Origin of the sequence: Listeria cossartiae subsp. cayugensis (assembly GCF_014229095.1) — a bacterium.
Classification (GTDB): domain Bacteria; phylum Bacillota; class Bacilli; order Lactobacillales; family Listeriaceae; genus Listeria; species Listeria cayugensis.
This window is the reverse complement of sequence record NZ_JAARZC010000001.1, coordinates 1,202,917-1,215,606: the sequence shown is the minus strand read 5'-3', so window position 1 is coordinate 1,215,606 and position 12,690 is coordinate 1,202,917. Positions and strand designations below refer to the sequence as shown.

11 protein-coding genes and 1 other RNA gene are annotated in these 12,690 nt (G+C 39.9%); 8 read left to right on the top strand and 4 right to left on the bottom strand.

Going from position 1 to position 12,690, the window contains the following annotated elements:
* Position 1 precedes the first annotated feature (1 nt).
* Positions 2–1,777 (top strand): aspartate--tRNA ligase, encoded by a 1,776-nt coding sequence (gene aspS / locus HCB49_RS06150; RefSeq protein WP_185479856.1) that lies wholly within the window; start codon positions 2–4, stop codon positions 1,775–1,777.
* A gap of 44 nt (positions 1,778–1,821) precedes the next feature.
* On the opposite strand, the gene HCB49_RS06145 is transcribed toward aspS, so the two are convergent.
* From HCB49_RS06145 to cymR, 4 genes are all read right to left on the bottom strand, one after another.
* The gene (locus HCB49_RS06145) at positions 1,822–2,202 is read right to left on the bottom strand and encodes a hypothetical protein (protein ID WP_008947890.1); all 381 of its coding nucleotides are present in this window, start codon (positions 2,200–2,202) and stop codon (positions 1,822–1,824) included.
* Between the two features lie 149 nt (positions 2,203–2,351).
* Positions 2,352–2,717 carry a P-II family nitrogen regulator gene (locus HCB49_RS06140; protein WP_185391431.1) on the bottom strand — a complete coding sequence of 122 codons (366 nt, stop codon included), beginning with the start codon at positions 2,715–2,717 and terminating at the stop codon, positions 2,352–2,354.
* Positions 2,718–2,730: 13 nt separating this feature from the next.
* On the bottom strand, positions 2,731–3,936 hold the full coding sequence (locus HCB49_RS06135; protein WP_185604378.1) for an ammonium transporter: 1,206 nt from the start codon (positions 3,934–3,936) through the stop codon (positions 2,731–2,733).
* Between the two features lie 244 nt (positions 3,937–4,180).
* Positions 4,181–4,603, bottom strand: a complete 423-nt coding sequence (gene cymR, locus HCB49_RS06130; RefSeq protein ID WP_008947887.1) for a cysteine metabolism transcriptional regulator CymR — start codon at positions 4,601–4,603, stop codon at positions 4,181–4,183.
* A 148-nt stretch (positions 4,604–4,751) separates the two neighbouring features.
* On the opposite strand from cymR, the gene HCB49_RS06125 reads away from it, so the two are divergent.
* The 7 genes from HCB49_RS06125 to recD2 all read left to right on the top strand — a co-directional run bounded on the left by HCB49_RS06125 (position 4,752) and on the right by recD2 (position 12,658).
* Positions 4,752–6,035, top strand: a complete 1,284-nt coding sequence (locus HCB49_RS06125) for a replication-associated recombination protein A (protein WP_185604377.1) — start codon at positions 4,752–4,754, stop codon at positions 6,033–6,035.
* A gap of 70 nt (positions 6,036–6,105) precedes the next feature.
* Positions 6,106–6,300: non-coding RNA, 6S RNA (ssrS, locus tag HCB49_RS06120), on the top strand.
* A 114-nt stretch (positions 6,301–6,414) separates the two neighbouring features.
* Positions 6,415–7,563, top strand: coding sequence for a cysteine desulfurase family protein (locus tag HCB49_RS06115; RefSeq protein ID WP_185604376.1), 1,149 nt, complete (start codon positions 6,415–6,417; stop codon positions 7,561–7,563).
* Positions 7,564–7,581: 18 nt separating this feature from the next.
* Entirely contained in the window at positions 7,582–8,697 is a 1,116-nt protein-coding gene (gene mnmA, locus HCB49_RS06110) for a tRNA 2-thiouridine(34) synthase MnmA (RefSeq protein ID WP_185398592.1), read from the top strand.
* 117 nt (positions 8,698–8,814) lie between these two features.
* Positions 8,815–9,555, top strand: a complete 741-nt coding sequence (locus HCB49_RS06105; protein ID WP_185604375.1) for an alpha/beta hydrolase — start codon at positions 8,815–8,817, stop codon at positions 9,553–9,555.
* A 43-nt stretch (positions 9,556–9,598) separates the two neighbouring features.
* Entirely contained in the window at positions 9,599–10,237 is a 639-nt protein-coding gene (locus HCB49_RS06100) for a tetratricopeptide repeat protein (protein WP_185480320.1), read from the top strand.
* Between the two features lie 24 nt (positions 10,238–10,261).
* Positions 10,262–12,658, top strand: a complete 2,397-nt coding sequence (gene recD2, locus HCB49_RS06095; RefSeq protein WP_185604374.1) for an SF1B family DNA helicase RecD2 — start codon at positions 10,262–10,264, stop codon at positions 12,656–12,658.
* Positions 12,659–12,690 lie beyond the last annotated feature (32 nt).

Sequence of the window (12,690 nt, the reverse complement as noted above, 5' to 3'; positions counted from 1 at the left end):
AATGGAAAAACGTACAAGTTACTGCGGAGAGTTAAACGAAACCCATATCGGTCAAAGTGTTGTCCTTCATGGCTGGGTGCAAAAACGTCGCGATTTAGGTGGGTTAATTTTCATCGATTTACGTGATCGTGAAGGAATTGTGCAAGTAGTATTCAATCCTGAATTTTCCAAAGAAGCATTAGAAATTGCCGATAGCGTTCGAAACGAATTTGTCGTGACTATTAAAGGGAAAGTGCACGCTCGTGGCGAAAAAGCCATTAATGACAGATTAGCAACAGGGAAAGTGGAAGTTTTAGCAGAAGAGATTACAATTTTAAATACATCTAAAACACCACCATTTTATATTGAAGATGGCGTGAATGTTTCGGATGAACTTCGCTTGAAATATCGTTACTTAGATTTACGTCGCCCGGAAATGAATAACATTTTCAAAATGCGTCATACGGTAACAAGAACGTTCCGCAATAAATTAGATGCACTTGGTTTCTTTGATATCGAAACACCTTATTTAACTAAAAGTACGCCAGAAGGTGCGCGCGACTATCTTGTACCGAGCCGTGTTTATCCTGGTAACTTCTATGCGTTACCACAATCTCCACAAATCCTAAAACAGTTATTAATGACGGCTGGTTTTGACAAATATTACCAAATCGTTCGTTGTTTCCGTGATGAAGATTTGCGCGGTGACCGTCAACCAGAATTTACGCAAATCGATTTAGAAACAAGCTTTTTAACAAAAGAAGAAATTCAAGCGATTACGGAAGACATGCTAGTAGATGTTGTGAAAGAAGCGAAAAACATTACTATCGACAAACCGTTTCCTCGTATGACTTATAAGGAAGCAATGGATCGTTTTGGTAGTGATAAACCGGATATTCGTTTCGGTTTAGAATTACAAAATGTTTCCGAAGTTGTTAAAGATGTTGATTTTAAAGTCTTCCAATCCGCAATCGAAAACGGTGGCGAAGTGAAAGCAATCAACGCAAAAGCGGCCGCAGCTAATTTTTCTCGTAAAGATTTAGATGCACTTGGCGTTTTTGTTGCTAACTACGGTGCGAAAGGTCTTGCGTGGCTTAAAGTAGAAGCGGGCGAATTAAAAGGACCGATTGCTAAATTCTTCCCTGAAGACAAAGCGGCTGAACTACAAGCAGCACTTCAAGCTGAAGATGGCGACTTATTATTATTCGCGGCTGATAAAGCAGATATCGTTGCAGCATCGCTTGGTGCACTTCGTAATAAGCTTGGTAAAGACTTAAACTTAATCAATGAAGAAGAACTTGCTTTTTTATGGGTAACAGATTGGCCGTTATTTGAATATGACGAAGAGGCTGGTCGTTATGTATCTGCGCACCATCCATTCACTTTGCCAAAAGAAGAAGATATTCCACTTCTTGAAACAGATTCTTCTAAGGTAATGGCAGAAGCGTATGATATCGTCTTGAACGGATATGAAATCGGCGGCGGTTCATTGCGTATTTATAAAAAAGAAGTACAAGAATCGATGTTCCGCGCGCTAGGTTTCACGGATGAATCAGCGAAAGAACAGTTTGGCTTCTTAATGGATGCGTTAGAATATGGTACGCCGCCTCATGGTGGTATCGCGCTTGGATTAGACCGCATTGTAATGATCTTAGCTGGTCGAAACAACTTACGTGACACGATTGCATTCCCTAAAACAGGAAGCGCAGTAGATCCACTGACAAATGCGCCAGGTGAGGTTAGTGCCGCTCAACTTGCTGAATTGAAATTAGAAACGGTGAAAAAAGAATCGAACTAAAATGAAAAAGAAGCTGAGCGGGTAGCGCTCAGCTTCTTTTTGTTTTAAAAATCATCGCTTAATTCTTGAATATTTTCTACATGTACTTTATTAACTAATAACCCTTGATTGGAATCATTGGACCAAAACGGACCGTCCAATTCTTTCGCTTCATTGGAGCTGATTTTATTTTTGTTATAAAAAGTGGCTTCCACATTGTAGCGATTCCCTTTTTTTACTGCATCCCAGCTCTCTTCGGAAAGCGGTAGTGTAATGGATTTGTTTCCAGCGCCATCGATTGTGCCGGTGACGGTATTATCTTTTGCTTTTTGATCTACCACGAAATTGAAGGTAACATCTACTTTTGACGAAGCGTGCTGATAAAGATAATAGCCACCGAAAAGCAGGATAGCTGCTAGAAGGGTGAAAATGGGGATTTTACGCATAGGGAATTTCGCGCCTCCTTATCTATTCTAAACGTTCTTCCTTTTTTATTATAAGTGTAAAAGCTAAGAAGCGGAAGGGGTAAACGCCATTTCTCATTGATTTTTTAGAATAGAGGCCCCATTTTTAATTAATTCACCATTTTAACTATTCATTTTGATGGTTTATCTTGTAATGCATCCACACCTGTTTCGCCAGTACTGATTTTAATGACTTCTGCTAGCGGGTAAATAAAAACTTTTCCGTCGCCGGGTTCACCGGTTCGAAGCGTTTCTTTTACGACACGCAGTACATCTTCAACCGGAACAGTAGATACGACAATTTCAATTTTCATCCGTTCGTGGATATTGGTTTCTTTTTTGGTACCACGATAAAGTTCGATAAAGCCTTTCTCAAGACCAGTTCCAAGCGCTTTTGTGACAGTTAAACCGCTCACGCCGATTTTTGCAAGTTCTTTTTGGAATAAGTTAAAACGATTTGGACGAGTGATAATTTCGATTTTTGTTAATCCAGACATATTGTTGCCTCCCTTATTCTTGATATGCTTTTTCGCCGTGAAGCGTCAAATCAAGTCCTTTAAATTCTTGTTCTTCATTTACACGAATTGGTAAGAAGAGTTTGATAATTACGACGATTAGAGCGGTTACGATAGCGACATAAGCCACTGTTGAGCCGATTGCGATTAATTGTTTTACTACTAGTGATGCGTTACCGTAAAATAGGCCATCTGCTCCAGCTTCATTTACTTTGGTTGTGGCAAAAAGGCCAGTTGCAATGCCGCCCCAAATACCACCAATCCCGTGAAGGCCAAACGCATCAAGCGCATCATCGTATTTCACTTTTCCTTTCAACCAGAACACAGCCCAGAAACAAAGTGCTCCGCCGAGGAAACCGATAATTAAAGAACTAGGTACGGTAACGAATCCGGCAGCGGGAGTAATAGAAACTAAACCTGCGATTGCTCCGGAAATAGTGCCAAGCATCGTTGGTTTTTTGTTTGTTAACCATTCGACAAGTCCCCAACCGATAATACCTGCTGCAGCTGCCGTGTTCGTATTAACAAATGCTGTCATTGCCACATTATCAATTGTTAAGGCGCTACCAACATTAAATCCATACCAACCGAACCAAACGAGAATACCGCCAATCAGCGCGAGAGGTAGGTTATGTGGCGATGCAGAGTCCGCTTCTTTTCTGCGGCCAATCATAATGGCTAGTACCAACCCAGTTACACCAGAACTAATATGAACTACATTCCCGCCGGCGAAATCAAGTGCTCCAAGGTTGCGTAACCAACCGCCATCGCCCCAAACCCAGTGGGCAACAGGGGAATAAACAAGTAACGACCACAAAATAATGAAAATCAAATATGCGGAGAAATTCATTCGTTCTGCAAATGCTCCAGAAATGATAGCTACAGTCAAAATAGCGAAAGTCATTTGGAACATCATAAAGAGAATATGTGGAATAGCATCTGAGTAAGTATCATTTGCAGCAAATCCGACGTTATGAAGGAATGTCCAGTCGAAACTGCCGATAAAGCCGTTTCCGGGTGCAAAAGCTAACGAATAACCAACAATCACCCAAAGAATAGAAATAATTGCCATCGAACTAAAACTATACATTGCTGTACTCAATACATTTTTGCGTCGAACCATACCGCCATAAAATAATGCAATTCCTGGTGTCATTAGCCAAACCAATAAAGTACAAAAAAACATAAATACTGACTCCATACTCAACTCTCCTTTTGTTAGATAAGCTAACATGATTTATTTTATTTATGCGTCCATCATACACTATATTCAAATAAAGGCAAGAATATTTTATCAATTCAATTAATTTGGTTAGATAATCTAACATATAGCGTTTTCAATTGATGGCTTTTTAGATTTATTTCTGAATAGTCAGATAAATAAGAGGGCGGAAATTCCGTTTAAATGGCAGATAAAAAGCCTATTCGGAAATAGGCTTTTTTCATTAAATATAAAACATGTAACCATCCGATAGTTCGGAGTCTGTTGAATGTTTTAATAAGTCAGCGAGTGTCGTTTGATCTAACACATCGCGGACAGCGTTACGCATTCGAGTCCATAGTTCGCGCTGCGCCGCTTCCTCGTCTTCCATACTCTCGACAAGTACGATAGGACCTTCTAGCGTACGAATAATATCGCCGGCCGTAATTTTCTCTGGATCACCGTTTAACACATATCCACCATGAGCCCCGCGGATACTTTTGACAATTCCAGCATTACGTAGTGGTCCGATTAATTGTTCTAAATAATGTTCGGATAAATTTTTATCTTGAGCGATGCTGCGAAGGGAAATAGGTCCATCGCCAATTCTTTTTGCTAATTCTAATGTTATTGTTAGGCCATAACGACCTTTTGTTGTGATCTTCATTTTTATTTAACCTCCAGTAATTTCGAAACCGCTTATACCGCATCTATTATATCGGAATTACAGAAAGAAGGCAAAGGAAACAAGTAGGTGAACGTACAGATGTTCTTATGTTATAATGGAAAAGAAGCAAATAAGAAGGAGCGGTTATATGGCAATTCAACCTTTAGCTTACCGAATGCGCCCAAAAGCACTAGATGAAATCGTGGGACAAACGCATTTAGTCGGTAAAGATAAAATTATTTACCGGATGGTCAAAGCAAAACAATTATCATCTATGATATTATACGGACCGCCCGGAATTGGAAAAACCTCGATTGCAAGCGCGATTGCTGGTAGTACAAAATACGCTTTTCGCACATTAAATGCAGTAACGAATAATAAAAAAGATATGGAAGTAGTAGCAGCTGAAGCGAAAATGAGTGGCACAGTGATTCTTCTTTTGGATGAAGTACATCGTTTAGATAAAGCTAAACAAGATTTTTTGCTACCTTTACTGGAAAGTGGCGCAATAATTTTAATAGGCGCAACGACAAGTAATCCCTATATCGCCATTAATCCGGCTATTCGAAGCAGAACACAAATTTTTGAATTAAAGCCTTTGACAGTAGAAGATATTATGATAACGATGGACCGAGCGCTTTCAGATAAAGAACGCGGACTTGGTAATTATGAAGTAGAAATAGATGAGGTAGCGAAAAAACACTTTGCAACGGCAAGTAATGGCGATGTGCGTAGTGCGCTAAATGCCCTCGAGTTAGCAGTTATTTCATCTGAACCAAACGAAGCTGGAGTTATTCATATTACAGTGGAGGTTGCTGAAGAATGCTTACAAAAGAAAAGCCTTGCACACGATAAAGATGGAGATGCGCATTATGATGTGTTAAGTGCGTTTCAAAAATCAGTTCGAGGTAGTGATGTCAATGCTGCGCTTCATTATATGGGACGTTTGATAGAAGCTGGAGATTTGGTGAGCATTAGCCGAAGAATGCTTGTGATGGCATATGAAGATATTGGATTGGCTAATCCACAAGCGGGTGCCCATACCTTAGCTGCGATTCAAACTGCGGAAAAAGTCGGTTTTCCAGAAGCGCGGATTCCACTGGCGAATGCGGTAATTGAACTATGTTTATCACCAAAATCAAATTCAGCTATTATGGCGATCGATGCGGCGTTAGCAGATATTCGCCAAGGAAATAGCGGGGAAGTGCCAGACCATTTGCGTGATGGTCATTATTCCGGCGCGCAAAAAATTGGTCGAGCGATTGATTATAAATACCCACATAATTATGAAAACGCTTGGGTCGATCAACAATATTTACCAGACCGACTTAAAAAGAAATTATATTATGAGCCCAAATTCACTTCTAAATTTGAGCAAACAATCGCCGGCGTGTACCAAAAAATTAACGAAAACAAAGCAAAAAAAGAATAAAAAAAGTACCAAATGAAAAGTCGCTAACATTGAAATTTCGTCTTTCCTATGGTATTCTAAATGAAGAAAAGAAACCCTAATGTATTCGATATAGTTCCTATATTTTTGAACCGAACAATTTTTTATACCTAGGGAGCTTGGAGTTCCGGCGCGGCGCACATGCCTTCACACGAGGAAGTGCAAACCGTTAGACAGAGCACCCACCTGCTTTAATTGAGAGCGGGTTCAAAGGAAGGGAATCCTAAACGGTACGATTGGGGTTTCTTTTTTGCGTGTAAATAGGAGTTATTCCTCTTTACTTTACAGGAGTATTGCTGTTACAATAAGAAACGATTAACGGCGAACAGGAATTCGTCTACAAAAAAGGACGCGATAAAAAATGGAAAACAGAATTTACTTAGACCATGCTGCGACAAGTCCAATTCATCCAGAAGTTATCCAAACAATGCTTGGCGCAATCACTAATACGTACGGCAATCCTTCCAGTATTCATTACGCTGGACGAGAGGCAAGAAAAGCATTGGATGAAGCTCGTCACACAATTGCTAAAAGTATCCACGCTACAGAAAAAGAAATTATTTTTACAAGTGGCGGTACAGAAGGCGATAACTTGGCGCTTATTGGATCAGCTTTGGCACATAAAGAAAACGGAAAACACATTATTACTTCCCAGATTGAGCATCATGCTGTTTTAAAAACGTGTGAATATCTTGAGACTCAAGGGTTTGAAGTGACTTATTTGCCGGTAGATGAGCATGGAATCGTGTCAACAGAAAGCGTAGAGAAAGCTTTACGACCAGATACAATTCTTGTTTCCATCATGTACGGTAATAATGAAATTGGCTCCATTCAGCCGATTGCGGAGATTGGTGCATTGTTGCGCGATCAACAAGCCATTTTTCATACCGATGCAGTACAAGCTTACGGGCTATTAAATATAGATGTAACCGAACTAGGAGTAGACTTGTTAACTACTTCTTCTCATAAAATAAACGGACCACGCGGCGTAGGCTTTTTATACGTCAAAAATGGGACACGTCTTGCGTATCAAATGCACGGCGGGGAACAAGAACGAAAACGGCGCGCTGGCACAGAAAACTTAGCAGGAATTTGCGGGTTTAGTGCAGCTTCTACTATTATGACAAATGAACGCGAACTGAAAAACGAGGAATATGTTTCCTTTAAAAAACGAATGGCAGAAATTTGGCGTTCGGCGGAGCTTGATTTTGAAGTGAATGGTTTAGAAGCTGATACGCTACCACATGTTTTTAGTGTGCGTTTTCCGGGCGTTTCGATTGAACAATTATTAATGAATTTAGATATGGAAGGAATTGCCGTTTCGAGTGGGTCGGCATGCACGGCGGGGACAGTGGATCCGTCGCATGTGTTAGTAGCGCTTTTTGGTGAAAATCATCCAGCGATTCAAGAAACTGTTCGGATTAGTTTTGGACTGGGAAACCATTTAGAAGAAGTGGAAACGGCGGCTACGAAAATTAGTGAAGTAGTAGCGCGTTTAATGAAAATATAAGAAGGCGAGGAGCTAGTTTTGACTACAAATAATAGTGACATTCGTGTCGTTGTCGGCATGTCAGGCGGAGTAGATTCATCAGTCACTGCACATATATTGAAAGAACAAGGTTACGATGTCATTGGAATTTTCATGAAAAATTGGGACGATACAGATGAATTTGGCGTTTGTACAGCAACGGAAGATTACGATGATGTAATTCGTGTAGCAAACCAAATTGGTATTCCGTATTATGCGGTCAATTTCGAAAAAGAATATTGGGACAAAGTGTTTACGTATTTCTTAGATGAATACAAACTTGGTCGCACGCCAAACCCGGATGTTATGTGTAATAAAGAAATTAAATTCAAGGCATTTCTAGAACATGCGGAAAGCCTTGGTGCAGATTATGTGGCAACAGGTCACTATGCACAAGTGAAAAAAGTAGGCGACGAAATCGAATTACTTCGTGGCGTCGATAATAATAAAGACCAAACGTACTTTTTAAATCAACTTTCCCAAGACCAACTAAAAAAAGTCATGTTCCCACTTGGCGGTATGGAAAAAACGGAAGTACGTGAAATTGCGAAAAAAGCGGGACTTGCTACTGCCGATAAAAAAGATAGCACCGGCATTTGTTTTATTGGCGAAAGAAACTTTAAGCAATTTTTAAGTGAATATCTTCCAGCACAACCTGGCGAAATGAAAACCTTAGACGGCGAAGTACTTGGCAAACATGATGGCTTAATGTATTACACTATTGGTCAACGTCACGGTTTAGGCATTGGCGGAGACGGTGAACCTTGGTTTGTTGTCGGTAAAGATTTGGAAAAAAATGTGTTGTTTGTGGAACAAGGTTTCCATCACGAAACATTGTATTCAGATTCCTTAATTGCAACCGATATTTCTTTTACTACCAACGCAGAAAAACCAAAAACAATCGAATGTACTGCAAAATTCCGTTATCGTCAAACAGATACAAAAGTAACGGTACACTTACGTGAAGATGGTACAGCAGAAGTTGTTTTCGCTGACCCAGTACGTGCGATTACACCTGGTCAAGCAGTCGTTTTCTATGATGGTGACATTTGTCTTGGCGGTGGAACAATTGATACTGTTTGGAAAAATGGTACGCAATTAGATTATGTAGGCTAAAATTTGAACCGGAGAATCTTGTTTTCTACGAGACTCCGGTTTTTTCCTGTTTAAAAGCGTTTTTTTAAACGGATTTTGTGGTAAAATATTATACGAAACAGGGAAAAGAGGTCCTTTATGAAAAAGATAGCGATTTTCGGGAGTGCGATTGTTATATTTTGCCTCCTTATATGGGGATATTTTTATTTCAACTCAGAACCTTCTACGATTGCAGAAAATGCTGCAAATTCATCTAAAACAGTAGATGTGCTTGAGGAAAATGACATTCTTGTTTTTACGCCGCGGAAATCCGATGCTGGTATGAGTATTATTTTATATCCAGGTGCGTTTGTGGATGCGCTTAGTTATGCACCGCTTGCAAATAAATTAGCTTCGAGTGGTTATAAAACGTATATCGTCGAAATGCCCCTTAATTTAGCTGTTTTTGGCAAAAATCGAGCGGCGGATATTATTGATGAAGCTCCTGATGAGAAATTTGTGATTGGCGGTCATTCGCTCGGAGGCGTGATGGCTTCAAGATTCGCACACAATAATGAAGCGGAACTAGAAGGTGCTTTTTTCTTAGCTAGTTATCCCGATGAAAAAGGTTCACTCAAAAATGCTCCTTTTCCAGCCATTTCGATTACTGGGACGAAGGATGACGTCTTAAATCAAGATTCTTATGATAAAAATAAAAAATACTTACCTAAAGATACTACTTTTGTTTCAATTGAAGGTGGAAATCATGCGCAATTTGGCGCTTATGGCGAACAACATGGTGACGGACAAGCAACGATTAGTGTAACTGAACAGACAGATCAAGTCGCAAATGAGCTTATTTCGTGGCTGAATACATCTGTAAAAAATCAAGAAAGATAAGAGGGAATAGAAAATGGATAAAAACCAATTAGGCATCAAACAAATGCAAGAAGGCAATTTAGAAGAAGCAGTCAAATTATTTACTGAAGTGATTGAAGAACATCCAAGCGATCCAGTTGGTTATATTAATTTTGGGAACGTATTGCTTTCCATGGATGACTTTGAACGTGCGGAATTATTTTTCAAAAGAGCGCTTGAACTGGACGATACGGTTCCAGCGGCTTACTATAGCTTAGGTAATTTATATTATGAATTAGAACGTTATCAAGAAGCGGCTGATAGCTTCCAAAATGCAACCAAACAAGGAATGGAAAATGGCGATTTATTTTTCATGTTAGGTATGAGTTTTGTTCAAATGGAAGAGTTAACGCTTGCAATGCCGTATTTACTTAGAAGTGTTGAGTTAAATCCAGAAGACGGGGAAGCATTATTCCAATATGGAATTGTCCTTGCTCGTAGCGGTTTTTATGAAGATGCGATTACGATGCTGGAACGTGTGTTGCTTGTTAAGCCGGAAGATCCAGATGCACTATACAATATTGGTGCTGCTTATCTAGCATGGCAAGGCGATATCGTACTTGCCAAAACATATTTTGAACGCGCGCTTGCAACTGGCGTACCGCATGAATTAGCGGAAAATGCCTTAAATGCTATTCAAGATTTAGAAAACGAAGCAGAATAATTTTTAGAAAGGAGGCGGCTTTAGATGGCTGAACAAGACTCTCTCGCCTTATTTGATGATACACCAGAAGAACTTTTCATGAAGGGCACGATGTTGTCTACCATTTTTTATAATGCCGAAAACCTCTTTTCTGTTGTGCGAATACTTGTGAAAGAAACGAATGCGGATTGGGATGAAAAAGATATTATCGTCACTGGCTTTTTCCCAGCGCTTCACGAACAGGAAGTCTACACGTTTTACGGAAAAATGCAGGAACATGCCAAATTTGGTCAACAATTTAAAGCAGACAGGTTTCGTAAAGAAATGCCACAATCTCGTGCCGGCTTAATTAATTACCTTTCCGGAGAACTCTTTAAAGGAATTGGTAAAGTGACAGCGGAAAACATTGTCGATACGATTGGTGATGATGCGATTACAAAAATTTTATCGGATCCAAGTTTGTTAAATACGGTGCCTAAATTGCCATCTGGTGCAGCGGAAAGTTTGCTTGCTTCACTTAGAGAAAATCAAGGCTTGGAACATGTGATGGTCGGGCTGAATGAATATGGCTTTGGTCCACAGTTATCGATGAAAATTTTCCAAGCGTATAAACAAAATGCAATTGAAGTGTTAGAAAACAATCCGTATAAATTAATAGAAGACGTCAAAGGGATTGGTTTTCAACGAGCGGATGAACTGGGACGGAAACTCGGTCTTGGTGGAAATCATCCAGAACGGCTTCGTGCGGGGATTTTATTTATGTTGGATTCCGTCTGCATGCAGCAAGGACATGTGTATATGGAGCAAGAAGTCCTGCTCGGAGAAGTGACTTATTTGCTGGAAGAAAGCGAAGGCATCCGGATTGATCAAGCAATTTTAGTAGCTCAAGTAGAAAAATTAGCCGAAGAACAAAAAATAATTACCGAAAATACACGCGTTTACATGCCTTCGCTATACTATTCAGAAAGTGGCTTTGCGTACCATGTAAAACGGATGCTTAAACAAACCGAATATCAAGAGCAATTTCCGCAATCTGAATTTTTATTAGCTCTCGGGGAATTGGAAGAACGGATTGGTGTTCACTATGGCGACTCGCAGCGTCAAGCTTTAGAGCAAGCCTTAATGTCTCCAATGCTTGTACTTACTGGTGGACCTGGAACAGGGAAGACGACGGTTATTAAAGGGATTGTCGAACTTTATGCTGAGTTGAATGGTGTGAGTCTTGATCCACACGCCTACAAAGATGGAGCTACTTTTCCAGTATTGCTTGCAGCTCCAACTGGGCGAGCAGCGAAACGAATGTCTGAATCAACGGGGCTTCCAGCGATGACGATTCACCGTTTACTTGGAATGAACGGTCAAGAACAAATGGATGACGACGCAGAAAGACTCATTGATGGCCGACTTTTAATAGTTGATGAGATGTCGATGGTTGATATTTGGCTTGCTAATCAATTGTTCCGCGCTTTGCCAGCGCATATGCAAGTTGTGCTCGTAGGTGACCAAGATCAGCTACCATCAGTCGGACCGGGGCAAGTGTTAAAAGATATTCTTGAATCAGAACAAATTCCAACCGTGGCACTTTCAGATATTTATCGCCAAAAAGATGGCTCGTCTATTATTGAAATGGCGCATTATATTAAAGAAGGTATGTTACCTGCCGATTTCACGAAAAACAGAGCAGATCGCTCCTTTTTCCATTGTACGGTGAATCAGATTGGTGATGTCGTTGAACAAGTCGTTAAAAATGCTAAAAATAAAGGCTTTCGAGCAAAAGATATTCAAGTTTTAGCGCCGATGTATCGTGGTCCAGCTGGAATTGATATTTTAAATAAAAAATTGCAAGAGATTTTCAATCCTAATGATACTGGACGGCGAAAAGAAGTCCAATTTGGGGAAATTAAATATCGGGTTCATGACAAAGTACTGCAACTAATTAACCAACCAGAGAAAAATGTTTTCAATGGCGATATTGGTGAGATTGTTTCGATTATCTATGCTAAAGAAAATACCGAAAAACAAGATATGATTGTCGTGCAGTTTGACCAAACAGAAGTTTCTTATTATAGGCAAGAATTTAACCAATTAACACACGCTTATTGTTGTTCGATTCATAAAGCGCAGGGAAGCGAATTCCCGATTGTGATTATGCCGATTGTTCGCAGTTATTACCGTATGTTGCGCCGTGATTTGCTTTATACCGGAGTAACGAGAAGTAAGCAATTTTTGATTCTATGCGGAGAAGAAGAAGCTTTTCGAATGGGAATAGAGCGAATTGACGAAAATAAACGCAATACGACACTTTCTGAACGTTTAATGAGTGAAGATGTGATGCTAGAACAAATGACGAATAAACGAATACTTACCGCTGAAAATATTACTGAAATTGATCCAATGATTGGGATGGAAGGAATTACGCCAGAACAATTTATGGCAGGATAAAAAGAACCGCTTTCTAATTGAATAGAAGGCGG

Excerpts from the sequence above, each read along its gene's own strand:
- HCB49_RS06140 (WP_185391431.1), bottom strand. The coding sequence starts at position 2,717 with ATGTCTGGATTAACAAAAATCGAAATTATCACTCGTCCAAATCGTTTT.
- cymR (WP_008947887.1), bottom strand. The coding sequence starts at position 4,603 with ATGAAGATCACAACAAAAGGTCGTTATGGCCTAACAATAACATTAGAA.
- HCB49_RS06115 (WP_185604376.1), top strand. The coding sequence starts at position 6,415 with ATGGAAAACAGAATTTACTTAGACCATGCTGCGACAAGTCCAATTCAT.
- HCB49_RS06135 (WP_185604378.1), bottom strand. The coding sequence starts at position 3,936 with ATGGAGTCAGTATTTATGTTTTTTTGTACTTTATTGGTTTGGCTAATG.
- HCB49_RS06145 (WP_008947890.1), bottom strand. The coding sequence starts at position 2,202 with ATGCGTAAAATCCCCATTTTCACCCTTCTAGCAGCTATCCTGCTTTTC.
- HCB49_RS06125 (WP_185604377.1), top strand. The coding sequence starts at position 4,752 with ATGGCAATTCAACCTTTAGCTTACCGAATGCGCCCAAAAGCACTAGAT.
- HCB49_RS06100 (WP_185480320.1), top strand. The coding sequence starts at position 9,599 with ATGCAAGAAGGCAATTTAGAAGAAGCAGTCAAATTATTTACTGAAGTG.
- recD2 (WP_185604374.1), top strand. The coding sequence starts at position 10,262 with ATGGCTGAACAAGACTCTCTCGCCTTATTTGATGATACACCAGAAGAA.
- aspS (WP_185479856.1), top strand. The coding sequence starts at position 2 with ATGGAAAAACGTACAAGTTACTGCGGAGAGTTAAACGAAACCCATATC.
- HCB49_RS06105 (WP_185604375.1), top strand. The coding sequence starts at position 8,815 with ATGAAAAAGATAGCGATTTTCGGGAGTGCGATTGTTATATTTTGCCTC.